Consider the following 22,885-nt stretch of genomic DNA (forward strand, 5'->3'; position numbering starts at 1 on the left):
TGACGCATAGTCAGATTACAGACCTGACGACCAGTCAGGAACACTCCTGCGGGCAAAGCCTGGAGGCGGGCGGCGGTTCGGGGTCCGGCTCCGGGGGATTCCATACCCGCCCTTGGTGCCCGGAAGACGGTTCGATTCAGCCGACCTTCCCTGCGCGGAGTGCGGAGTGCGGGGTGCGGGGTGCCGGCGGTGCGCCTGCGGCGGGCCCAGTCCCCACCCCGCCCTCCTCCTACGGCCTGGCGGCCGTGGGAGGTACCCCCATCCCGAACTGGGGGCAAGCCCCCAGACCCCCGTATGCGACCTTCGGCCGCATGTCCTCAAACGCCGGACGGGCTGAAGGGCGGCTCAGCCCCGCGCCACCGCCCGCGCAATCCGCCGCGCGTCCAGCCCCATCTCGCGGAACATCCCGCTGATCGGGTTCGTGAAACCCGTGAAGTACAGCCCCGGCGCCGCCCCCGGCGACCTCCCCCCGTGCACCACCGGCCGTCCCCGTTCGTCCAGGACGCCGAGGTGGCCGACCAGGCCTTCCAGTGCCCGGCGGTAGCCCGTCGCCGCGATCACCGTGTCCGGGGAGATCCGAGTGCCGTCCGCGAGGACCGCCTTGTCGGCGTCGAAGGAGTCGAGCGCCGCGACCGGTTCGACCTTTCCGGTGCGTACCGCGTCGATCAGGCCCACGTCCTGGACCGGGATCGCGCCTTGCTTGACGCGGGAGTACAGGCCCGTGTCCGGGCGCGGCAGGCCCTGTTCCGCGAGGTCGGGCACGGCGATCCGGCACATGATCTCGCCCGCCCGGTCCACGGCGCGGACCGGCAGCCGGCGGACCAGGATGCCGGTGCGCTGGGCGGGCCAGCCCGCCGTCGAGCGGCGGACGATGTGCGGGATCGTCCGCACGGCGATCCGGACCCGGGTGGCTCCGCCCTCCACCAGGTCGACGGCGATCTCCGCGCCCGTGTTGCCGACGCCGACGACCAGCACGTCCTTGCCCGCGTACGGCGCGGCGTTGCGGTACTCGCCCGCGTGCAGCAGTTCACCGGTGTACGCCTCGCGGCCCGGCCAGTCCGGCAGTCGCGGGGTGTGGTTGTAGCCGGTGGCCACCACGACGGCCCGTCCGGTCAGCTGCCGGCCGCCGGTCGCGTGGAGCAGCCAGTCGGCTCCGGACTGCTCGATACGGGAGACCTCGACGCCCGTCACGATCTCCAGCTCGTGGAACTCCGCGTACTTCTCCAGGTAGCGGATCACGTTGTCGCGGGAGACCCAGCGGCCGAACGACCGCGGCATCGCGAGGCCGGGCAGCCCGGAGAGCCGCCGGGTGGTGTGCAGGTGCAGCCGGTCGTAGTGGCGGCGCCAGGACGCGCCCACGGACTCGGACTTCTCCAGCACCACCGCTCGTACGCCCCGCTCCCGCAGTGCCGCTGCTGCCGCGAGACCGCCCGGGCCGCCGCCGATGACGTAGACGGGCCGGTCGTTCGTGAGGGCGATGTCCTTTTCGTCGGGCATGAACCGTGAGCGTAATCGCGCGATTACTTGATGGGTCTCAGTCAAGACGGGAATCGGTTGCGAATTCATCACGCCGCACACCACTTGTTCACAAGCTGCCGCATCCCTTGCGCGCGAGCCCCCGATCCGCTGAACTGACGTGCCGTCAGAAGTCCGAGAGAGGGAGAGTCCGGGATGGAGACCGTCTGGCTCACCGGCGCCGAATGGCTTGCCGTACTCCGTATCGGTCTCGGCCTGTGGTGGCTGGAGAGCTGGCGCCACAAGGACAAGAAGGGCTGGTTCGAGCGCGGCACCGGCATCGCCTGGGCAGCCGACGTCGCGGGCAAGCACAAATGGCCCGTGGTGAAGAACGGCTTCGAGAAGGTGGTCCAGCCTCGCCCCAGGGCGATGGCGTACATCGTCGTCTACGCCGAACTCGCCCTCGGTCTCGGCCTGATCGTCGGCTTCCTCACCCCGATCGCCCTCGTCGGCGGCCTGCTGCTCAACCTGATCTATCTGGTCCTGATGATCCACGACTGGGCAGAACAGGGGCAGAACGCCATGATGGCCCTCATATCCTTCGTCGCCCTCTTCGCCATGTCCTGGCAGACCTGGTCCCTCGACAGCGCGATCGGATTCTTCTGATGTCCGCGGCCCCCCGCTTCGACCTGCCCGAGTCCGACGACTTCACCCGGCCCTTCTGGGACGCGGCCGCCGAGGGGCTGCTGCTGATCCGCCGTTGCCGCGCCTGCGCGAAGGCTCATCACTATCCGCGGGAGTTCTGTCCGTACTGCTGGAGCGAGGACGTCGACTGGGAGCGGGCGAGCGGCCGCGCCACGCTCTACACGTGGTCGGTCGTGCACCGCAATGACCTGCCGCCGTTCGGCGAGCGCGTCCCGTACACCACCGCGGTCGTCGATCTCGCCGAAGGTCCGCGGATGATGACCGAGATCGTCGAGTGCCCGGAGGCAGAGCTGCTGATCGGCATGGAGCTTGAGGTCACCATCCGTACGGAAGCCACGGAAGCCACGGAAGCCACGGAGGGTACGGAGGGGGACGGCGTGGCGGTGCCGGTGTTCCGGCCGGCGGGTCAGGGCCAGAGCAACTCCCTCACCCAGGAATCCTCTTCGCGCCGGTAGCGCAGCCGGACGTGCCGCCGCTGCCCGTCCCCCTGGAAGAACTCCACCTCGTACGCCCCCAGCACATAGAGCGTCCAGGTCGGCACGGGAGCGTCCGGCTCTCTCTGGGCCAGGTCCCATGCGGCCTGCGAGGCGTACGCCAACTCGTCCTGGGAGTCGAGGACTTCACTCTGACGGCCGGTGAGCGCTGCGGCCAGCGCGCCCGTGGAGCGGGCGTGCAGATCGGCCCGGCTCTCCGTCGAGCTGCCCGCCTTCACCCGTCCGCGGATCCGGACCTGGCGGCCCTGTGCCGCCCAGTAGAAGCCCAGGGCGGCCTCGCGGTTCGCGGCCAGGTGCCGGCCCTTCGCGCTGGTGGCGTGGGAGGCGAAGTGCCAGCCGCGCTCGTCCGCGTCGTGCAGCATCAGCGTCCGTACGTCGGGAACCCCCCGCTCGTCCACGGTCGCCAGCGTCATGGTGTGCGGCTCGACCTGACCGGCGGCCACGGCCTCCGCGAACCACCTGTAGAACAGCGGCAGCGGTCTGCCGGGCGCGGTGGCCGGGTCGAACTCGGGAAGCTCGGTGTCCCATACCCGCTGCGCGTGCAGCAGCGTACGGAACGCGTTCTGATCGTTGTCGCTGTGATCCATACCGTCCATACGGCCAGTCAACACCACTCCGTCTAGAGTGGTCAGCCGAGCGGAAGGAACACGCATGCGGCAGAACCTGGCCAGGCGCGCTGCACTGGTGGACGCGTCCATAGAAGTCCTCGCCCGCGAGGGCGCCCGCGGCCTCACCTTCCGGGCCGTCGACGCGGAGGCCGACGTACCCAAGGGCACCGCGTCCAACTACTTCACCAACCGCGACGATCTCCTCAACCAGGCCGGCGGCCGCATCTACGAGCGCATGCGCCCGGACGACGCGACGATGCAGGCCATGCTGCACGGCCCGACCACCCGCGCACGGACCGCGGAGCTGGTCCGCGAGGTGGTGGAGCGGGTCACCGCGTTCCGCACCGGATATCTCGCCCTGCTCGAACTGCGCCTGGAGGCCACCCGCCGCCCCGAGCTGCGGGCGGTGCTCACCGAGCGCGTCAGCGAGGACGTCGAGGCGAATGTCGCGGCCCACCTGGCGTCCGGTCTGCCCGGCGACGCCGACGCGGTCAGGATGATCTATCTGGCGACCAACTGGCTGGTGGTGGAGCGCCTCACGCTGCCCGACGTGTTCCCCGAGGAGCAGGCGGGCGATCTCATCACGGCCCTGGTCGAGCGGCTGCTGCCGCCGGACGAGTAGCTCGGCCGGTGGTGCGGTGGACGGTGACTCCTGAATCCCCGCGGCAACGGTAAGCCGGCGGGCCGGGCGGGGATTCATCGGTCCCGTCCGAGCACCACCGTTCCGGACGAGCAGAACCAGCCGCCCGTACCGGACGCCACCGCCAGTCGTGGCAGCCCTCCGTCCCGCCGCCGCACCTGATGGCCGCCCGCCTCGCCCCGAAGCTGCCGTACCGCCTCGACCAGCAGAAACAGCCCGCGCATCCCCGGATGGCAGGCGGAGAGGCCGCCGCCGTCGGTGTTCACCGGCAGCTCGCCGCCGAGCCCGATCCGGCCCTTCTCGACGAACGGGCCGCCCTCACCCTTGGCGCAGAAGCCCAGGTCCTCCAGCGTCACGAGGGTCATATAGGTGAAGGCGTCATAGATCTCGGCGATGTCGATGTCGGCGGGCGTGACACCCGCGCGCTCGAAGGCGAGGCGTCCGCTCACCGCCGCCGGGGAGACGGTGAAGTCCTCCCACTCCGACATCGTGGTGTGCGAGACGTACTCGCCGGTGCCGAGGATCCACACCGGATCCTTCGCCGTGTCCGGCACGTACTCCTCGGCCGCCAGCAGCACCGCGCAGCCGCCGTCGCTGCGGATGCAGCAGTGCAGTTTGGTGAACGGGTCCGCGATCACCGGCCCGTCCAGCACCTCGTCGACGGTGATCGGCTCGCGGAACATCGCGTCCGGATTGGCCGCGGCGTTCGCCCGCGCCTGGACCGCCACCGAGGCGAGCTGCTCCAGCGTCGTGCCGTACTGGTGCATATGGCGGCGGGCGGCCATCGCGTACTTGGCGATGAGCGTGTGCCCGTACGGGACCTCGAACTGGAGCGGTCCGCGGCCGCCGAAGGAGAGGTTGGAGGTGCGCCGGCGCGCCTTGATGTCGGCGCGTGCGGTCGATCCGTAGACGAGGAGCACGGCATTGGCGTGACCGGCCGCGATGGCGTCGGCCGCGTGTGCCGCCATGACCTCCCAGGTGGCGCCGCCCACGGCGGTCGAGTCCACCCAGCGCGGTTTCAGGCCCAGATATTCGGCGACCTCGACCGGGGCGAGGGTGCCGAGGCCGGCCGAGCCGAAGCCGTCGATGGCGGAGCGTTCGAGTCCTGAGTCGGACAGTGCCCGGCGCGCGGCCTGGGCGTGCAGGGCGTAGGGCGTGGGACCATCGATACGCCCGCAGTCCGAGAGGGATATGCCGACGATGGCGACCTTGCGCGGAGCTCGCGGGGTGGAAGGCATGAATCTGACGGTACATCAGATAACTCGGACGGCGTGGAGCGTATGCCCAGAAGCACTGCCGAAGACGTCGACGGCTACCTTGCCGAAGTGGTGGAGCCGGACCGGCTCACGGCGCTGGTGAGGATCCGGGAGCTGTGCCGCACGGAGCTTGCGGACTACGAGGAAGTCATGGCGTGGGGCATGCCCTGCTATCGCCCCCAGGGTGGTGAGCCGGAGATCTCCTTCGCCAATCAGAAGCAGTACATCTCCTTCTATCTGATGCGCCCTGACGTCCGGGAAGGCTTCGAGGAGCGGCTGGCTGACCAGGACATGGGCAAGGGGTGCCTGCGGTTCCGGCGGACCGAGAAGATCGACTACGACCTGGTGCGGGATCTGCTGCGGGCGACCGCGGCGGCGCCGGGCGAGGTCTGCTGAACCCACGGCCTCGTGCGTCTGTGTGCGCACCTCTGTGCTTCTGGATCCTCCCGCCCTAACATGACGGGCCGTCAGATACGGAGGGGATCCCATGGACACCGCCTTCACCGCGGAGCAGGACGAGATCCGTCGCACCCTGCGCGAGCTGCTGGCCAAACGGTCAGGACCGGACGAGGTCAAGGCCGCCGTCCGCACCGCCGCCGGGTACGACCCGCAGCTGTGGGCGCAGCTGTCCGAGCAGCTCGGACTGCCGGGCCTCGCGCTGCCCGAGTCGTACGGAGGCGTGGGCTGCGGACTCACCGAACTCGCGCTCGCCTGCGAGGAGACCGGGCGGGCGCTGCTGCCCTCGCCGCTGCTGGCCACGGCGGGGCTCGGGGCGCCGCTGATCGCCGCGCTCGGGACGCCCGAGCAGCGGGGCGAACTGCTGCCGCGTATCGCGGACGGCTCGCTGACCTGCGCATTCGCCGTGCCCGGCGGCAGCCTGGCGCTCGCGCTCGCACTGAGCGGCGACAACACCTCGGGGCAGTGGGCGGGCGGCGGCCGGGCCGGTGGCGTACAGGCGCGGCCCGGGGACTGTGGGGAGTGGCTGCTGTACGGGGAGGCCGGGCAGGTCCTCGACGGGCACAGCGCCGGACTGCTGCTGATCGCCGCGCACACGGGAGGGTACGCCCGCAGCCGTACGCTCCTGTTCCTGGTCCGGGCGGATGCGGCGGGTCTGTCGCGCACCCGGCAGACCTCGCTGGACGAGACGCGGCCGCAGGCGCGCATCGAACTGCGCAACTGCCCGGCCCGGCTGCTGGGCGAGGACGATGCGGCGGATGTGCCGGGGGCGCTGGCGGCCGTGGGGGCCGGGGCGGCGACCCTGCTCGCGGCGGAGGCGGTCGGCGCGGCGGCGAGCGCGCTGGACCGGACGGTGGAGTACGTCCGCGCCCGCGAGCAGTTCGGCCGGGCGATCGGCTCCTTCCAGGCGGTCAAGCACCGGCTCGCCGACCTGTACGTACGTATCCAGGTGGCACGCTCGGCGGCGTACTACGCGGCCTGGGACCCGGCCGAGGGCGGGCTGGCGCTGGCCCAGTGCCTTCAGGCGCTGCGGGTGGTGACGGGCGAGGCGATCCAGCTGCACGGAGGCATTGGCTTCACTTGGGAACACGAGGCGCACCTCTACTTCAAACGGGCGGCCTCCGACGAGCTGCTCTTCGGCCCGGTCCACAGGCTGCGCGCGCATGCGGCCGAACGGGCGGGTCTGTTCGCGGCGCGGTGAGGGGTGCGGGGTGCGGGCGGTGCGCCTGCGGCGGGCCTTGTCCCCTACCCGCCCCTCCCCGAACTGGGGCTCCGCCCCAGACCCCGCGCCTCAAGGGCCGCACATTCAGCCCGTCCGGCGATTGAGGACATGCGGCCGAAGGTCGCATAGGGGGTCCAGGGGGCGAAGCCCCTTGGTTACGGGAAGGGGCGGGGTGGGGAACAAAAAAGCCGACGGCGCCCCCCAAGGCAGGGACCGCCGTCGGCGTGACAGGACTCGGTGCAGGTAGCGCAGCTACTTCGTCGGCTTCTTGCCCGTGATACCCAAGTGCACCAACAGCGCCAGATTCGGCTTCAGTTCCGCCTGTTTCACACCCCAGGTCGTGAACCCCTTCTGATGCGACGCCACCGCCGCCAGCATCGCCACCAGCGATCCGGCCATCGCCGCCGGGCTGACGTCCTTGTCGACCTTGCCCCTGGACTGGAGGTCCTTCACCGAGTCCGTAAGAGAGTTGGTGACGGAGTTGAGGATCTTCATGCGGATCTTGTAGAACCGCTTGTCCCCCTCCGCGGCCCCCAGATCCACCACCCGAAGGATCGCGTCGTGGCGACGCCAGAAGTCGAGGAAGCCCTCGACGAGTTCCTCCGACGTTTGCCAGCCCGCCTTGCCGACCCAGGAGCGGCCGGAGACGAGTTCGGTCAACCCGGCGCCTTCCTTGGCCATTTCCTCGGCGATCTCGAGGACCGCGCCCTCGACGTCGGGGAAGTACTGGTAGAAGGTCGCGGGGGACGTGCCCGCCTTCCGGGCCACGTCGATGACTTTGACGTCCCGGTACGGCGAGGAGCTGAGCATCTCGCTGAGGCAGTCCAGCAGCTTCTGCCGCGTCGCCTGTCCGCGTCGCCCGGCCACGCGGCCGTCGACGGTGCGTACTTGTCCTGTCATGCCGTCAGCTTACCGAGGGGTGATCGGCGCGCGATTCGGCCGACTGCAAATGGGGTGCAGCAATAGTCTTATCAACAGCCTGTGGACAACTTCCGTGGACAACTCAACAATTCCGGGCCGCCTTCGCGCCGTATTGTCCGGATAATAAGGCAAATGTTCGATTCGATGCCCTGCGGCCCGCGTCGGGCGCGGCTAGCTTGAGTGTGACGGGTGCCACACCCTCCCCCTACGGCCTGGCGGCCGTGGGAGGTACGCCCATATCCCGCGCAGGGAAGGAACCAGGTCCATGGCCGCATTCCCAGAGGGCACGCCGTGCTGGGTGGACGCAGCGCTCCCCGACGTCGTGGCGGGCAAGCGCTTCTACGGTGAGCTGTTCGGCTGGACATTCCGCGAGGGTGACGGCCCGCAGGCCGACGCCTTCAGTGAAGACAAGCTCGTCGCGGCCCTCGTGCCCAAGACCGACGGCCGGATGCCCACCGTCTGGGGCGTCTACTTCGCCACCGCCGACGCAGGCACGCTGGGCCGCAAGATCAGGGACGCCGGGGGACAGGTGATCAGCGACCGCCAGCCGGTCGGGACCTCCGGCACGGCCAGCGTCGCCGCGGACCCCGGCGGGGCTGTCTTCGGGCTCTGGCAGGCGGGTGACAGGGACGGCTTCGAGAAACAGGGCGAGCCCGGATCCTTCTGCTGGGCCGAGGTGTACACCCGGGACCCGGAGCGGGTCGACGCCTTCTACGAGTCGGTCTTCGGCTTCGGGGGGACGGACCTGCCCGACTCCTCCGTCGACTTCCGTATGTGGTCGCCCGCAGGCGCCGAGCCCGGCGAAGACACCGCGATCGGCGGCCGCAGCGTGATCACCGACGCCTTCCCTGCCGAGATGCCCGGCCACTTCCTCATCTACTTCAGCGTCGAGGACTGCGACGACACCGTCGCGGCCGTCACCCGCCTCGGCGGGCGCATCCAGGCCCCGCCCTTCGACATTCCCTACGGGCGCATCGCCGTGCTCTCCGACAATCAGGGCGCGACCTTCGCCGTACTCGCGGAGCCGAAAGCCGCCTGACGGCGACCGGCGACCGGCGACCGGCAACCGGCAACCTGAAAGCGACCTGAAATTAAGGGAGTTGAGACGAACAGTGGTCTAGACCTGAGCCCGCCTACTGATCCATAGTGGGGTCCCCCACGACATGGAAGGACCCCCGTGTTCCGTACCCGAACCGCGCTCGGCCTCGCCGCCTGCGCCGCCGTCGCCGCCGGACTGCTCACCGCGACCCCCGCCTCCGCCGCCCGCCTGCCCTGCAACCTCGCCGGCAGCGGCAACGCCGCCTACGCCAATTGCTACAGCGGCTCCTCCTACACCTGGCGTCTCGTCGTCGACTGCGACGACGTGAGCAACCCGAAGTGGCCGGTCCGCGTCACCACCCTGTACGGGGCCTGGCACACGGGTGACGGCAGCGACTCGATCTCGTGCGAAGGCTCCCTGCGGGCCACCGGACGCCTGGAGGCGCGCGGCTGAACCATTTCAGGCCCCGATCCGTGCCCGAATACGGGTGAGACACCCCGATCCGCCCCCGGGTTCGCAACCGCCGCCTCCGACAGGAAGAATCAGGGTGCGCACCGCTGAGGGCTCGGTGGTGAGACGCTGCACGGGGCCGTAGGTGACGGGCTCCATTTCTTATGGGGCCCGTACGGGGAGGTGGCAGGCAAGTGATGGAGCAGCTGACGCAGCATGACCCGAGACGGATCGGTCCGTTCGAGGTGCTGGGCCGGCTCGGTGCCGGCGGCATGGGACTGGTGTATCTCGCCCGGTCCGCGTCCGGTCGCAGGGTGGCGATCAAGACGGTGCGTACCGAACTCGCCGAGGACCAGCTGTTCCGCGTCCGCTTCACCCGTGAGGTGGAGGCGGCGCGGGCCGTCAGCGGTTTCTACACGGCAGCCGTCGTGGACGCCGATCCACGGGCGGCCGTGCCCTGGCTGGCCACCGCGTACGTGCCTGCCCCCTCCCTCGAAGAAATAGTGAATGAGTGCGGGCCGATGCCGGCCCAGGCGGTCCGCTGGCTCGCGGCCGGGATCGCCGAAGCGCTGCAGTCCATCCACGGCGCGGGCCTCGTCCACCGCGACCTCAAGCCCTCGAACGTCCTGGTCGTGGAGGACGGGCCGCGCGTCATCGACTTCGGTATCGCGTCCGGCGTCTCCAACACCCGGCTGACCATGACCAATGTCGCCGTGGGCACACCCGCGTACATGTCGCCGGAGCAGGCGCGCGACTCCCGCAGCGTGACCGGCGCGAGCGATGTGTTCTCGCTCGGCTCCACGCTCGTCTTCGCCGCGACCGGGCATGCGCCCTTCCACGGCGCGAACCCGGTCGAGACCGTCTTCATGCTGCTGCGCGAGGGCCCGGACCTGGAGGGTCTGCCCGACGAGCTGAGGCCGCTGATCGAGTCCTGTATGCAGATGGAGGCCGGGCGGCGGCCCACGCCCGAGGATCTGCAGGCACAGCTCTCCCCCCATCTCTTCTCCTCCGGCAGCGACGACAGCGGGACCGCGTCCGCGTGGCTGCCCTCGCGGGCCACCGCGATGATCGAGCGGCGCCGCGGCGGACGGCCCACACCCCCGGCCCCTGCCCAGCCCGCCCCGCCCGTGCCCCAGGCACCTCCGCCCCGTCAGGGCGCCGACTGGGACTCCGCCTGGCGCGGCGGCAGCGACCCGCGTACGGGACAGGCCGCGCCGTCTCCCGTCGCGGCCCGGGCTCCCGTGCCCGCGGCCGCCGGGCCCGTGCGGCTGCCCGGTTCCAAGGTCCCGATCGGCCCCGGCCCCCGGGTCTTCGACGCGAGCCGCGGCGCGGTCGCCGAGGCCGGTCCCGCGACCGGCTGGGTCCGCCCGCCCGGCGGGCTGAACGGGGCCGAGGCGGCCACCAGCGCCGTCCCCGCACCGGCACCGGCCCCCGACCGGGCCCCGGCCGCACCGCCCACCTCACCCCCGGACGGTGCCACCGGACACTGGCGGCCCTGGCGTTTCAGGATGTCGAACGACGTCTGGGGCACGCCCGTGGTGGCCGGGGGTCTGCTGTACGTCACCTCCTTCGAGGTGCACGCGCTGGACGTGGGCAGCGGCCGCCGCCAGTTCAAGACCAAGGACGTGGCCTGGGCGATGGCCGTCGCAGGGGGCCGTATCCACGCCTCCGACGGTCCCTCGCTGTACGCCCTCGACGCCGCGAGCGGCGTCGAACGCTGGCGGCTCCAGACGGATGCGTGGGTGTACTCCCTCAAGGTCGACCGCGGCACGGTCCTCACCGGGACGCGCGGCGGCGGCGTACAGGCCTGGGAGGCCTCCAACGGCGAGAAGCTGTGGGAGACCAGCGGGGCGCAGAGCGACTTCGAGACCCCCGAGGCGGGGCCCGCGATCTTCGACGACACGGTGTACGTGTGGCAGGACGCGAGGCTGCGCGCGCTGGAGGCCCGTACGGGCGTCGAGCGCTGGTCGTACCCCGTCGGGGACGCGGCGTCCTGCGGCAATGTGCCGGTCCGCGTGCATCCCGCGTCCGACGGCTATGTCTATGTCGCGGCCGGCACCCGAGTCCTCGCCATCGACATCGCCAACGGACTCGTGCGCTGGCACTTCGAGGCCCCCGCGGTCTTCCTCTCGCCGCCGGTCTTCGCACCGGGCCCGGCGGTGACGGGCGGCGGCGTGTATCTCGCCGACTACCTCGGCACGGTGTACGCCCTGGACGCCACCACCGGCAAGGACCGCTGGCGTATCGCCACCGAGTCGCGCCAGTCCATCGAGCCGGTCCTGATCGCGGGCGGCAACGTCCATGTCGGCAGCGGCAGCGCGCTCTACACCCTGGACGCCGTCACGGGCACCCCGATGTGGCGCTTCGCCGCGGGCGGCGAGGTCATCGGCGCACCGGTCGTCGCGGACGGCCGCGTCCACTTCGGCTCCGCGGACCATGTGCTCTACACCCTCGATGCGAGCGGCGGCCAGCTGCGCTGGAAGCTCGCGACGGGCGGTGAGATCACCGGCTCCCCGGTGGCGCAGAGCGGTGTCGTGTACGCGTGCAGCAAGGACCGCTGTGTGTACGCGCTGGACGCGGTCAAGGGCACGGCGACCGGCCGGGGGGCGCCGGGATGACAGGGGCCGTCCCGATGGCGAGGGGCACGGTCCGGGCGTAGCGTCGTGATCGAGAGCGGCGCAGGGAGGGCCGATGATGATCCGCAACGTCATCGGCTCGATCCTCGCCCTCATCGGAGCGACGGCCGCCGTATGGAGCCCCTTCCGTGACTGGTACGACGGCCGTCACGGGCGCGACTACCGGATCCAGGACCTCTTCAACGGCATCTCGGACACCGAGGCCGAGCTGCTCGGCTCGCTCCTGCTGCCCTTCGCCTTCGCGGCCCTGGTGACCCTGATCGGCCTCGTCCTGCGCTCGCGGCTGCTGGTCGCGCTGTCCGGGGTGATCGTGCTCGGCTTCTCGGTCCTGTGGATGGTCCGCCAGGGACAGGCGGCGGGCACCCTGACCGTCGGAGGCGTGGGAGGCGGTCTCGGCTACGGGGTCGCCATGGCCGTGGGCGGCGGCGTACTGCTTCTGGTGGCCGCGGTGGTGATGAGCGGCCGTACGAGCCCGGAGTCGGATCACACCGAGCCCCTGATCCTTCGGTGATTCGCGACTGCTACGGTGTCGCGCGCTGTTGTCAGGTACATCAAGTACCGCAGCACTGGGGGAAGGTGGCCATCGTGCGCCGGCATGCAAAGCTCGCGGCCGTACTCGTTGTCGTGATGCTCGCACTGACAGGCTTCTCGAGTTCGCATACGACAGGAAAGGGCGGCAGGGGCGGCAAGAGCAGGTCGGGGAGCGGCGGGGGCGACGGTGGTGGCTGCTCGAACTCCAAGAAGTCGAACGGCGGTTACCGCGGCTACGACGATGACGACTACAGCTCGTCCGGGTCCTCGGGCTCGTCCGGCTCGGACTCGTACACCGCCTCCCCCACGCCGACGGCCTCGGCCACCACCGCCGCGCGCGCGTATGTCGTCGACTGCGTGAAAAAGGCCCGCGGCACGCGCAAGGCCGACACGTCCGCCACGGTGAAGGTCGTCGCGGAGGCGGGCGTCTCACACCGGTACGAGGTCGACGTGGTCTTCCTGGACGCCGTGGGCGATGTCGTCGACCGCGGATACACCAAGGTCACGCTGGACGGCGGCGAGACCAGGACGGTGCAGGTCAGGATGCAGAGCCCCAAGTCGGTCGCACGGGTGACGAAGTGCGAGGCGGAGGCCCTGGCCGACGACTGAGTGATCGATGCGCTGTGCTCAGCCCGTCCGGCGTTTGAGGACACGCCCGAAGGGCGTTCGGGGTCTGGGGCTTGCCCCAGTTCGGGAAGGGGCGGGGTGGGGAACAGGCCCGCCGCAGGCGCACTGTCCCGAGCTACCGCAGCCGGTACCCACCTCGCCCCCTTCCCCCCTCGAACAGCTCCGCCTGCTGTGCCGGCGGCACGTTCCCCAGGGCAATCAAGTGCGGCGCATGCGCCACCGCCTGCCCCCGCGCCCCCTCCCGCGCCGCCCACACCGCCCGCACCGTCCCCTGCACGGCCCCCGTCGGGTACGACGCAATGGTCCGGGCGCAGCCAAGCGCCGCGTCCAACGCCCCACCGGGCTCGGTGAGTTCGGACACCAGCCCCGTCTCGTACGCCCGCCGCGCCGACGTCCGCTCCGCCGTCCCCATCAGCGCCATCCGCGCCACCTCGCCGTACGGCATCCGCTGCGCCAGGTAGATCGTCTCGTACGCGCTGACCATGCCGTACGTCGTGTGCGGATCGAAGAACGTCGCCTCCCGCGAGGCCACCACGAACTCGCTCTCGCCGAGCAGATAGAACGCCCCGCCGCACGCCATCCCCTCCACCGCCGCGATCACCGGCTTCCACAGGTCGTTCGCCTTCGGGCCGATCGCGATCAGCGGATCGTCGATCGAGTACGGGGACGAGGGCTGCGGCACGTCCACCGAGCGGTCGATGCCGGTGCAGAAGGCCTTGCCTCCCGCGCCCGTCACCACGACCGCCCGTACGGCGTCGTCGAAGCGGAACTGCCTCCACACATCGGCCAGTTGGCTCGCCATCCCCAGATCGATCGCGTTGTGCTTCTCGGGCCGGTCCAGCGTGACGAGCGCGACGCCCGTCTCCTTCTCCGTCTCGACGCGCACGCTCATGCCCGCTCCAGAAGCCAGCGCGGCACGGTGATGTCGCCGAGGCTCGTGAACGCCACCTTCACCCCGGCGCCGATCCGCAGCCGCGCCGGGTCGACGGAGCCCAGCGGGGCGTCCGGCGCGGCGACCACATTGCCCACCAGCCGGATCCGGGGCGCGTCCAGCAGCTCGACGACGACTGCGTTGTACGGGGCCAGGGCCGCGTACGCGGGCAGCAGTGGCGGGTGGGGCACGACGTAGGACCAGATGCGGCCGCGACCGCTCATCCTGCGCCACTCGCTGTCGAAGGACCCGCAGTGCGGACAGCAGGGCCGCGGCGGAAAGCGCAGCTCGCCGCAGGCCGCGCAGTTCTGGATGCGCAGCTCGCCCTGCGCGGCGTACTCCCAGAAGGGTGCGCCGTCCTCGTCGAGAACCGGTGTGAGCATCTCAACTCCTCAGCAGAACAGCCGAAGTGGGCACGCCCTCGCCCGCCGTGACCAGGCAGGTCGCGGCGCCCGGCACCTGTGCGGTGGAGGTGCCGCGCAATTGCTTCACGCCCTCGTTGATGAGGTTGAAGCCGTGGACGTACCCCTCGGAGAGCCCGCCGCCGCCGGTGTTGAGCGGCAGCCGGCCGCCGATCTCCAGGGCGCCGCCCTCGGTGAAGGCCGCGCCCTCGCCCCGGCCGCAGAAGCCGTAGCCCTCCAGGGAGAGCGGTATGAGCGGGGTGAACGCGTCGTAGATCTGGGCGACGTCCACGTCCTGCGGGCCGAAGTCCGCGGTCTTCCACAGCTGGCGGGCGGCCGTCCATGCGGGTCCCGTAAGCGGGTCGTCGTTCCAGTAGTTGACCATTCCGTGGTGCTGGGAGGGCAGGCCCTGGGCGGCGGAGTGGACGTAGACCGGTTTGTGACGGCAGTCGCGGGCGCGCTCGGCGCTGACGACGACGCAGGCCAGCGCGCCGTCCGTCTCCAGGCAGTTGTCGAAGAGGCAGAGCGGCTCGCTGATCCAGCGCGAGGTCATATACATGTCGCGGGTCAGCGGCCGTTCGTACATCACGGCCGCGGGGTTCTGGTTGGCACGGTTGCGGCAGGCCAGGGCGACATTGAAGAGGTGGTCGCGGGTGGCGCCGTACTCGTGCATATAGCGCCTCGCGAGCATGCCGATCTCGTCCGCGGGGCGCAGCAGCCCGAAGGGCCGGGTCCACTGCGCGGGGGTGGGGAGCTGAACGGCGGTGTTCTTCCAGGGGCGGGGTCCCGAGCCCCTCTTCCGGGACCGCCAGGCGACCCCCACGCTCGCCTGTCCGGTCGCGATCGCACCGGCGAGATGGGCGATTGTGGCGCACGAACCGCCGCCGCCGTAGCCGGCCTTGGAGAAGAAGGTCACGTCACCGGCGCCGACGGACTTCGCGATCTCGACCTCGTCCGTCTCCTCCATCGTGTACGAGGCGAAGCCGTCGACCTCCGACGGGTGGATCCCCGCGTCGTCGAGCGCGGCGAGTATGGCCCGGCAGGCCAGGGTCTTCTCGGATTCGGGGAGTTGTTTCGCGAAGGCCGTCTGTCCGATCCCGGCTATCGCGACTGCGTCCTTGAGGCTCGCCATGAGGGGGAGGGTACAGCTAATCTGACGGGTAGTCAGCTACTAGTCGGCTACCGAGCGGAACTGCGGCGGGAGGGCTTGCGATGCGCGGCGACCTGGAGTGGGGCACCATCCCGAGGCTGGTACGGAGCGCTGCCGAACGGTACGCGGACCGGGAGGCCGTCGTCGAGGGCCGCACCCGCGTCTCGTACGCCGAACTGGGCGAGCGCGTCGAACGCGCCGCCGCCGCGTGCATCGCGGCCGGTGTGCGGCCGGGCGACCGGGTCGCCATCTGGGCGCCCAACACCCTCGACTGGATAGTCTCGGCGCTCGGCGCGGTGACGGCCGGGGCGGTGCTGGTGCCGCTGAACACCCGCTTCAAGGGCACGGAAGCCGCGTACGTACTCCAGCGCAGCCGCGCCAGACTGCTCTTCGTCACCGGCACCTTCCTCGGCACCTCGTACGTCGCGTCCCTCCGGCGCGCGGAGGTGGACCTGCCGCATCTGGAGCAGGTGGTGGTCCTCGCCGACAGCGCGCCCGAGGACTACCGCACCTGGAAGGACTTCCTGGCGGGCGGCGACGGCGTCACGGCCGCGGACGTACGCACCCGGGCCGACTCGATCCAGTCCTCGGCCCCCTCCGACATCATCTACACCTCGGGCACCACCGGCCGCCCCAAAGGCGCCGTCATCACCCACGCGCAGACCCTGCGCTGCTACGACGTGTGGAGCGAGCTCGCCGGACTGCGGGAAGGCGACCGCTATCTGATCGTGAACCCCTTCTTCCACACCTTCGGATACAAGGCGGGCATCATCGCCTGTCTGACCCGCGGCGCGACGATGGTGCCGCAGCCCGTCTTCAACGTCGACACCGTGCTGGCCAACATCGCTTCAGAGCGCATCTCGGTACTGCCGGGACCGCCGACACTGCACCAGTCCCTGCTCGACCATCCGGCACGCGACCAGCACGATCTGACCGCGCTCCGGCTCGTCGTCACGGGTGCGGCGGTCGTGCCGCTCCTGCTCGTCGAGCGGCTGCGCAGTGAACTGCACATCGACACCGTCCTGACGGCGTACGGCCTCTCCGAGGCGAGCGGCATCGTCACCATGTGCCGCCGCGGCGACGCCTCGGAGACGATCGCGACCACCTCCGGCCGCGCGATCCCCGGCACCGAGGTCCGCGTGTCGGCGGCCACCGGCGAGCCCGGCGAGGTGCTCGTGCGCGGACACAACGTGATGCAGGGCTACTTCGAGGATCCGCAGGAGACGGCGAAGGCGATCACGGAGGACGGCTGGCTGCGGACGGGCGACGTGGGGGTGCTGGACGAGGGCGGCAATCTCCGGATCACCGACCGGATCAAGGACATGTTCATCGTTGGCGGCTTCAACGCCTACCCGGCGGAGATCGAGCAACTGCTCGGCCTGCACCCGGACATCGCGGACATCGCGGTGATCGGCATACCGGACGCGCGGCTGGGCGAGGTGGGCAAGGCGTACGCGGTACGGCGCCGGGGGGCGACGGTGACGGCGGACGACCTGATCGCGTGGTCGCGGCGGGAGATGGCGAATTACAAGGTGCCGAGGGTGGTGGAGTTCGTGGGGGAGCTTCCGCGGAATGCGAGCGGGAAGGTGCTGAAGGGGGAGCTGCGGGCGCGGGCGGCGTGACGCCTGCGGCGGGCTTGTTCCCCACCCCGCCCTCCCCCTACGGCCTGGCGGCCGTGGGAGGTACCCCCATCCCGTAACTGGGGGCGAGCCCCCAGACCCCGGTACGCCCTCCGGGCGTGTCCTCAATCGCCGGACGGGCTTGAACTTCCGCCGGTCGGCCTGAATTTTCAGGCCGACCGGCGGACAATTCAGCCCCGCCGGCGTTTGAGGCGCGGGGTCTGGGGCGGAGCCCCAGTTACGGGAAGGGGCGGGGTGGGGGAAACTACCCCCGCAGGTGGACCGGGATCTCCTGCCAGCCGTACGCGATGAACGACGGGACCTGCCGCAGTTCATCCGGCTTCGCCGCCAGCCGAAGGTCCGGATAGCGCTCGAACAGCGCCGGCAGCGCCGTCGCCGCCTCCATGCGGGCCAGCGGCGCGCCGATGCAGCGGTGTACCCCGATACCGAAGGCCAGGTGGTCGTCCGCGCCGCGTGCCGCGTCGAACTCCGTGGAGTCGTCCCCGTAGTGGGCCGGGTCGTACCCCGCCGCCGCGTACGTCGTGACGATCGCGTCCCCCGCCGGGATCGTCACGCCCTCGATCGTGATGTCGGTGACGGCGAACCGCAGCGGCAGGCTGGCGATGGAGGGGTGGACGCGCAGTACCTCGTCGATCACCGCGTCCCAGCCGATCTCGCCCGAGCGTACGGCGGCGAGCTGGTCGGGATGCGTCAGCAGCGCGACGACCGCGTTGCCGATGAGGTTGACCGTCGTCTCGAAGCCCGCGCCGATGACCAGCAGCAGTGTGTAGAGCAGTTCCGCGTCGCTGAGCCGGTCGCCGTCCTCGTCGCGGACCTTGATGAGCTCGGTGGTCATGTCGTCGCCCGGGTGCTTGCTCTTGTACGCGATGAGCCGGCCCAGCACGCTGCCGATCTGCTCCTGGACGAATGCTCCGTGCTCCGGGCTCGGGTCGGAGGTGTCCATGATGGCGGCGATCAGCCGGCCGGTGTCGCCGACCAAGTGGTCGGGGACGCCGAAGAGTTCGCAGATCATCCGCATCGGCAGAGGGTTGGCGAATTCGGCGCGTACATCCACCGTTTCGCCCGAGGCGCCCTCGCTCTCCAGGCCTTCCAGGAGCTCGGTGGTGATCTGCTCGACGCGGGCGCGCATCGTCTGCGTACGGCGGGCGGTGAAGCTGGGCGCGACGAGCTTGCGCAGCCTCGCGTGGTCGGGGCCGTATGTGGAGAGCATGTTGACCACGCCCACCCAGCCCAGGATCCAGCCCCAGGAGGGGTGTTCGCCGATCTCGGGGAAGAGCGACCAGTGCTTGCGCGGATCCTTGCTGACCCGGGGGTCCAGGATCAGGGTCTTGAGGGTGTCGTATCCGGTGGGTGCCCAGGCGGGGATGCCGCCGGGCAGTTCGACGGGCACCACGGGGCCCAGTGCACGCAGCCGGGCGCTCTCCGCGGGGATGTCGGCGCCGAACGGGTCGAGGGCCACGGGGGTGGACGCGGTCATGCTCGTTCTCCAGGCTGGTCGGGGATACGGGGCGTAAAGCGGACGGGCAGTGCCGTCAGCGACCGGTGGAAGGGGCCCGGGCGCCAGGTGAGGCGCTCTCGGGGGGTGACCGGCTCCAGGTCTGGGAGCCATTGGGTGAGCCGCTCGATGGCTTCGGTGGCGATCAGCAGGGTGTGCTGTTTGACGGGACAGCCGTGTTCGCCGGCGGACCACGACAGGTGCGAGGCGTCGTGGGGGTGGTGGGCGCCGTCGAACTCCTTGTCCGCGAAGTGTCCGAGCGCACCGTAGGAGACGACGACGGGGACCGCCGCCTGCACCCAGACGCCGTGGAAGCTCAGGGACTGGCGGGCGAAGTGGATGCCGTAGTTCGACAGCGGGGTCTCGTAGCGCAGCACCTCGACGACGGCGTCCATGACCGGGCGGGAGCCGCTGGTGAGGGTGGAGTAGTAGGCCGGGTTGCCGAGGATGCGGGACAGGGCGTTGGAGACGAGGTTCGCGGTGGGCTCGTGGCCCGCGCCCAGGGTGAGGAAGACCTGCCAGGTGACCTCCTCGGGGGTGAGGTCCAGGGGGTGGTCGAGCAGCCGGCTGGTCAGGTCGTCACCGCGCTCGGCGCTCTTGGCGGCGATGAGTTCGAGTACATAACGTCCGTACTCGGCCTCGCCCTGCGCGGACTGCTCGCCGCCCTCCATCATCCGGCCCAGCGCGTCGTTGAGGCGTCCGCTCTCGCTGTCGGGGAGGCCGAAGAGGTTGTTGAAGACAAGCGCCATCAGCGGGCGGGCGAAGTCGGCGACGAGATCGGCGCGGCCGCCGGGGCCGAACCGGGAGACCAGGATGTCCACCGCGCGGTGCACCCGCTCGCGCAGATCGTGCGGCTCCAGCAGGTCGAAGGCGTCGAGGAGGGTGCGGCGGTAGCGGATGTGCGCATCGCCGTCGGAGAAGAGGGCGTTGGGCCGCCAGCGCATCATGCCGAGGATCGGGGAGTCCTCGGCGACCGTGGCCTCCCAGGGCCTGGGGTCGTGCGACCAGGTCTCGGCATCGTGCAGCAGATCGAGGGCGGCGCGGCGGTCGGTGACGACATACGCGGGGACGCCGGGGGCCAGTTCCGCCCAGCCGATCGGTCCCTGCGCCTTGAGCGTCGCGTAGTAGCTGTGCGGGTCGGCGGCGAAGCCCTCTTCCCAGAGCCGGACCGGAGCCGACAGGTTGAACGCTTCTGCGGGGGCGGGGTAGGTGTTCACCGGGTCTCCGTCGGCGGGGGCGGGGTGTTGCGGGCGATGAGGTGCGTCACGAGGGCGAGCAGCGCGTCGATGGAGGCGCCTGTGTCGCGGGCGTCGCAGGTCACCATCGGGGTGCCGGGCTCCAGATCCAGGGAGCGGCGCAGCTGCTCCTCGGTGTAGTGCTTGGAGTCGGGGAAATGGTTGAGCGCGACCGCGTACGGGACTCCCGACTCCTCCACCAGGCCCAGTACGTCGAAGGAGTCGTCGATACGGCGCGTGTCCACCAGGACCAGCGCGCCGAGCGCCCCGTAGGCGATGTCGTCCCACAGCGAGCGGAATCGCTCCTGGCCGGGAGTGCCGAAGAGATACAGCACGATTCCGCCCGCCAGCGAGATCCGTCCGAAGTCGATGGCGACGGTGGTGGTGGTCTTGTCCCGTACGCCGGCGAGGTCGTCCGACGCGACGGACGCCTCGGTCAGCTGCTCCTCGGTGTGCAGCGGGCGGATCTCGGAGACCGAGTCGATCAGCGTGGTCTTGCCGACCCCGAAGGGGCCCGCCACGAGGATCTTCACCAACTCGCGGGCGCTGTCCGGCAAATGCAGCCCGCTGGAGCTTGTGGGCTCACTGAAGCTTGAGGGCGCGGAGGCCATCGGCGACTCTCTTCAACAGGTCAGGGTCGGGCTGGGCGGCATAGGGGACCGGCGGGCGGGCGTTCACCAGCCCCTGGTCGATCAGTGCGGCGGCGAGCACGCGTACTGCGGAGACCGGCAGCTCCAGCAGGGCCGCGGTCTCCACCACCGTGAGCGAGCCGCCGTCCAGCGTTTCCAGCAAGCTCCGCTGGGCGGCGGGGAGTTCGGCGGGAACGGGTCCCCTGCCGGTCAGCACCGAGAGGCGCTCCAGGCTGTTGCGGCTGGGCCGCGCGACCCCGCCGGTGGACAGATAGGCGGGGACCAGGGGGCGGTCGCTCCGGCGGCCGGTCATGCCTCGGCGCCGCCATCGGCTCCGCGGGGTGCGGCGGCCATCGCCTTCTCGCCGAGCCGTGCCACCTGGGAGTGGACCCGGTGGCCGAGCAGATCGAGGCGCACCTCGGGATCGCCGAAGGCGGCCACGCAGGTGCCGTGCGCGGTGGGCGCGACCAGGATGTAGCCGTGGTCGGACTCGATGACGACCTGGCGCAGCAGGGCGCTGTCCTGGTCGGCGAAGGCCGCGGCGGCGGTACGGCAGGCGCCCTGGACGGTGCTGGTGATCGCGGCGACGCGTTCGGCCGAGGGCTGGGAGAGCGCGTCGGAGTATCCGGAGACGAGGCCGTCCCTGGTGAGCAGGACAGCGGCCCGTACGTGCGGGATCTGAAGGATCGGATCGAGCACCCACGCCGTGTCGCCGGGGTCGCGGCTGGTCATCGGGGGTCGTTCCCTTCGGCATCGGTGGCGGATCGTGCGGCGGCGGTTCCGGACTGCAGGGCGCCGAGCGCGGCGGCCGCCTCCTCGGGGGTGCGCGCGGGCCGGGGCTCGGGCTGCGCTGCGGACGGGCTGTGCGCGGCCGGGCTTTGCGCGGGCAGGTCGTCGGCGCGGACCCGGCGGCGGCGCCGGGGGAGTTCGTCCCCGTCGGGCGCGGGCGCGGGGGTGGATTCGTGGGTGATGGGGGCGGTGTCGCGCGCGACGGGCGCGGGCGTACGGGCCGGGCGCGCTTCCGGCGCGGGAGGTGCGGGGGGCGCGGCGGGGGCGGCGGGGGCGGCCTGGCGGGTCGACCGCGGGGCGCTGGCCGCGGGCGGCCGCTCGGTGGGGTCGATATGGCTGAGGAGGTGGTTCTTGATGAGCAGCACCGCGCGTACGCCGCCGTAGGGCGAGGGCGTCGACAGATCGACGGACAGGTCGAACTGCCGGGTCAGCTGGCCGATCGCGGCCAGGCCCATCCGGGGCGGGTCGCCGAGTTCGGAGAGCAGAATCGGGTCGCGTCCGGCCACCATCCGCTGTGCGTAGGCCCGTTCGTCCGAGGCCATCCCGACACCGGCGTCGTCGATGGTGACCGAGACTCCGTGGTGGGCGCGTTCGAGGTTCACCGCGACGGTGGTGTCGGGCGAGGAGTGCCGCAGCGCGTTGTCGAGCAGCTCGGCGACGATGATCGCGACCGGCTCGACGGCGTGCGAGACGAGCGCGGTGCCCTCTTCGAGGTGGTTGTGGACCTGGACCCGGTGGTAGCCGACGAGCCGGGACTGTCCGCCGGTCACCGCGTCGACCAGGTGCGACTCCTCACGGGCCAGCCCCACCCAGGCCCCGCAGACCACGGCGGCGACCTGCGCGCGGCGCAGGGACTGCTCGTTCTCGTGGTCGAGTTCGAAGAGGGTCTGCGCCAAGTCGGGGTCGTCGTAGCGCTGTTGCAGCCCGCGGAGCACGTCCTGCAGCCGGTAGAGCCCGGCCTGGATCTCCCGTGTGGCACCGCGCATACCGGCGCGGGCGGCGGCGTCGACCCGCTTGCGCTCCTGCGCCATCGCGGCCAGCAGCCCTGCCACGACGCTGTCCATCCCCGCGCCCAGCTCGGTCCCGGCGAGCTCCGGGTGCAGGGTTCCGGGCACTTGGACGTGCGAATGCGCGGCACGGGTGGCCTCGGCCGGAATACGCCGCTTCGCGAGATGGACCACCTCGGCGGTGAACGCCTGCGCGGCACGGTCGACCTCCTGCCGCGCGATGTCCAGATGGGCGCGCAGGGTGGCGATCTCCTCGCGCTGCCGGGCCCGTTGACGACGGGAGTGCAGCAGCCCGCCCCCCAGAACGAATGCCGACAGCGTCCCGGCGGCCAGGCCGCCGACGGCCAGGTCCGGTATCTCGATCATCGAATAGACCTCGGGGAAGGCAAGGGGGTGGGTCCGTACGGGGGAGGACCCGCACAGTACACACTGCCATCGACCGGTCGCGCACCGCTTTGAGGGAAGATCCTTTTGGAATTGTCCGAGGGGAGACCACTTATGGCCGAAGTGTCTGAGTGCAGGTCAAGATCCGGTGGATTCACGTCACTTGAGCATCGCGACCCGGTGG

General features: G+C 70.9%; 24 protein-coding genes. 11 read left to right on the top strand and 13 right to left on the bottom strand.

All coding sequences use genetic code 11. The features are described 5' to 3' along the window. Positions 1–345: 345 nt before the first annotated feature. Positions 346–1,497: a flavin-containing monooxygenase gene (locus OG905_RS22790; RefSeq protein ID WP_328676553.1), complete on the bottom strand. Its 1,152-nt coding sequence runs from the start codon at positions 1,495–1,497 to the stop codon at positions 346–348. Positions 1,498–1,671: 174 nt separating this feature from the next. Here OG905_RS22790 and OG905_RS22795 point away from each other — a divergent pair, with 174 nt between their 5' ends. Together OG905_RS22795 and OG905_RS22800 are read left to right on the top strand one after the other, a co-directional pair. Further along, a complete protein-coding gene (locus OG905_RS22795) occupies positions 1,672–2,121 on the top strand; it encodes a DoxX family membrane protein (RefSeq protein ID WP_328676556.1) in 450 nt (149 codons plus the stop codon). After that, a complete protein-coding gene (locus tag OG905_RS22800) occupies positions 2,121–2,615 on the top strand; it encodes a Zn-ribbon domain-containing OB-fold protein (RefSeq protein ID WP_328676558.1) in 495 nt (164 codons plus the stop codon). The genes OG905_RS22795 and OG905_RS22800 overlap by 1 nt, the downstream gene beginning before the upstream one ends. On the opposite strand, the gene OG905_RS22805 is transcribed toward OG905_RS22800, so the two are convergent. Further along, positions 2,567–3,241, bottom strand: a complete 675-nt coding sequence (locus tag OG905_RS22805) for a pyridoxine/pyridoxamine 5'-phosphate oxidase (RefSeq protein WP_328682538.1) — start codon at positions 3,239–3,241, stop codon at positions 2,567–2,569. The genes OG905_RS22800 and OG905_RS22805 overlap by 49 nt on opposite strands. Positions 3,242–3,305: 64 nt before the next feature. Here OG905_RS22805 and OG905_RS22810 point away from each other — a divergent pair, with 64 nt between their 5' ends. Then, positions 3,306–3,884: a TetR/AcrR family transcriptional regulator gene (locus tag OG905_RS22810; protein ID WP_328676560.1), complete on the top strand. Its 579-nt coding sequence runs from the start codon at positions 3,306–3,308 to the stop codon at positions 3,882–3,884. A gap of 74 nt (positions 3,885–3,958) precedes the next feature. Here OG905_RS22810 and OG905_RS22815 read toward each other — a convergent pair whose 3' ends face one another. After that, entirely contained in the window at positions 3,959–5,140 is a 1,182-nt protein-coding gene (locus OG905_RS22815) for a thiolase C-terminal domain-containing protein (RefSeq protein WP_328676562.1), read from the bottom strand. Positions 5,141–5,182: 42 nt separating this feature from the next. Here OG905_RS22815 and OG905_RS22820 point away from each other — a divergent pair, with 42 nt between their 5' ends. Together OG905_RS22820 and OG905_RS22825 are read left to right on the top strand one after the other, a co-directional pair. Beyond that, positions 5,183–5,554 carry an iron chaperone gene (locus tag OG905_RS22820; RefSeq protein ID WP_328676564.1) on the top strand — a complete coding sequence of 124 codons (372 nt, stop codon included), beginning with the start codon at positions 5,183–5,185 and terminating at the stop codon, positions 5,552–5,554. A gap of 91 nt (positions 5,555–5,645) precedes the next feature. Beyond that, entirely contained in the window at positions 5,646–6,815 is a 1,170-nt protein-coding gene (locus OG905_RS22825) for an acyl-CoA dehydrogenase family protein (RefSeq protein WP_328676566.1), read from the top strand. A 273-nt stretch (positions 6,816–7,088) separates the two neighbouring features. On the opposite strand, the gene OG905_RS22830 is transcribed toward OG905_RS22825, so the two are convergent. After that, on the bottom strand, positions 7,089–7,736 hold the full coding sequence (locus OG905_RS22830; RefSeq protein WP_266489780.1) for a TetR family transcriptional regulator: 648 nt from the start codon (positions 7,734–7,736) through the stop codon (positions 7,089–7,091). A 286-nt stretch (positions 7,737–8,022) separates the two neighbouring features. Between OG905_RS22830 and OG905_RS22835 the strand changes: the two genes are divergently transcribed. The 5 genes from OG905_RS22835 (at position 8,023) to OG905_RS22855 (ending at position 13,022) form a co-directional block, all read left to right on the top strand. Then, positions 8,023–8,796, top strand: coding sequence for a VOC family protein (locus tag OG905_RS22835; protein WP_328676573.1), 774 nt, complete (start codon positions 8,023–8,025; stop codon positions 8,794–8,796). Between the two features lie 138 nt (positions 8,797–8,934). After that, positions 8,935–9,249 carry a hypothetical protein gene (locus OG905_RS22840; RefSeq protein WP_328676575.1) on the top strand — a complete coding sequence of 105 codons (315 nt, stop codon included), beginning with the start codon at positions 8,935–8,937 and terminating at the stop codon, positions 9,247–9,249. Between the two features lie 194 nt (positions 9,250–9,443). After that, a complete protein-coding gene (locus OG905_RS22845) occupies positions 9,444–11,864 on the top strand; it encodes an outer membrane protein assembly factor BamB family protein (protein WP_328676577.1) in 2,421 nt (806 codons plus the stop codon). Between the two features lie 73 nt (positions 11,865–11,937). Beyond that, on the top strand, positions 11,938–12,393 hold the full coding sequence (locus OG905_RS22850; RefSeq protein WP_443043971.1) for a hypothetical protein: 456 nt from the start codon (positions 11,938–11,940) through the stop codon (positions 12,391–12,393). A gap of 71 nt (positions 12,394–12,464) precedes the next feature. Beyond that, positions 12,465–13,022, top strand: coding sequence for a hypothetical protein (locus tag OG905_RS22855; protein WP_328682540.1), 558 nt, complete (start codon positions 12,465–12,467; stop codon positions 13,020–13,022). 133 nt (positions 13,023–13,155) lie between these two features. On the opposite strand, the gene OG905_RS22860 is transcribed toward OG905_RS22855, so the two are convergent. The 3 genes from OG905_RS22860 to OG905_RS22870 are packed head-to-tail and all read right to left on the bottom strand — an operon-like array spanning position 13,156 to position 15,504. After that, positions 13,156–13,932 carry an enoyl-CoA hydratase/isomerase family protein gene (locus OG905_RS22860; RefSeq protein ID WP_328676578.1) on the bottom strand — a complete coding sequence of 259 codons (777 nt, stop codon included), beginning with the start codon at positions 13,930–13,932 and terminating at the stop codon, positions 13,156–13,158. Then, positions 13,929–14,354 (bottom strand): Zn-ribbon domain-containing OB-fold protein, encoded by a 426-nt coding sequence (locus OG905_RS22865; RefSeq protein ID WP_328676580.1) that lies wholly within the window; start codon positions 14,352–14,354, stop codon positions 13,929–13,931. The genes OG905_RS22860 and OG905_RS22865 overlap by 4 nt, the downstream gene beginning before the upstream one ends. Before the next feature lies 1 nt (position 14,355). Beyond that, positions 14,356–15,504 (bottom strand): lipid-transfer protein, encoded by a 1,149-nt coding sequence (locus OG905_RS22870; protein ID WP_328676581.1) that lies wholly within the window; start codon positions 15,502–15,504, stop codon positions 14,356–14,358. Between the two features lie 80 nt (positions 15,505–15,584). Between OG905_RS22870 and OG905_RS22875 the strand changes: the two genes are divergently transcribed. Beyond that, positions 15,585–17,144 (top strand): FadD3 family acyl-CoA ligase, encoded by a 1,560-nt coding sequence (locus OG905_RS22875; protein ID WP_328676582.1) that lies wholly within the window; start codon positions 15,585–15,587, stop codon positions 17,142–17,144. A 262-nt stretch (positions 17,145–17,406) separates the two neighbouring features. Here OG905_RS22875 and OG905_RS22880 read toward each other — a convergent pair whose 3' ends face one another. The 6 genes from OG905_RS22880 to OG905_RS22905 are packed head-to-tail and all read right to left on the bottom strand — an operon-like array spanning position 17,407 to position 22,683. Further along, positions 17,407–18,639 carry a cytochrome P450 family protein gene (locus tag OG905_RS22880; RefSeq protein ID WP_328676583.1) on the bottom strand — a complete coding sequence of 411 codons (1,233 nt, stop codon included), beginning with the start codon at positions 18,637–18,639 and terminating at the stop codon, positions 17,407–17,409. Further along, on the bottom strand, positions 18,636–19,874 hold the full coding sequence (locus tag OG905_RS22885; RefSeq protein ID WP_328676584.1) for a cytochrome P450: 1,239 nt from the start codon (positions 19,872–19,874) through the stop codon (positions 18,636–18,638). Before OG905_RS22885 ends, OG905_RS22880 begins: the two co-directional genes overlap by 4 nt. After that, positions 19,871–20,503 carry a GTP-binding protein gene (locus OG905_RS22890; protein ID WP_328676586.1) on the bottom strand — a complete coding sequence of 211 codons (633 nt, stop codon included), beginning with the start codon at positions 20,501–20,503 and terminating at the stop codon, positions 19,871–19,873. Before OG905_RS22890 ends, OG905_RS22885 begins: the two co-directional genes overlap by 4 nt. Further along, the gene (locus OG905_RS22895) at positions 20,475–20,834 is read right to left on the bottom strand and encodes a DUF742 domain-containing protein (RefSeq protein WP_328676587.1); all 360 of its coding nucleotides are present in this window, start codon (positions 20,832–20,834) and stop codon (positions 20,475–20,477) included. The genes OG905_RS22890 and OG905_RS22895 overlap by 29 nt, the downstream gene beginning before the upstream one ends. Continuing rightward, positions 20,831–21,253 carry a roadblock/LC7 domain-containing protein gene (locus tag OG905_RS22900; protein WP_324990301.1) on the bottom strand — a complete coding sequence of 141 codons (423 nt, stop codon included), beginning with the start codon at positions 21,251–21,253 and terminating at the stop codon, positions 20,831–20,833. The genes OG905_RS22895 and OG905_RS22900 overlap by 4 nt, the downstream gene beginning before the upstream one ends. Continuing rightward, positions 21,250–22,683: an ATP-binding protein gene (locus OG905_RS22905; RefSeq protein WP_328676590.1), complete on the bottom strand. Its 1,434-nt coding sequence runs from the start codon at positions 22,681–22,683 to the stop codon at positions 21,250–21,252. The genes OG905_RS22900 and OG905_RS22905 overlap by 4 nt, the downstream gene beginning before the upstream one ends. Positions 22,684–22,885: the final 202 nt, after the last annotated feature.

It is taken from the genome of Streptomyces sp. NBC_00322, assembly GCF_036147535.1.
In the GTDB taxonomy this organism is placed as follows: Bacteria; Actinomycetota; Actinomycetes; order Streptomycetales; family Streptomycetaceae; genus Streptomyces.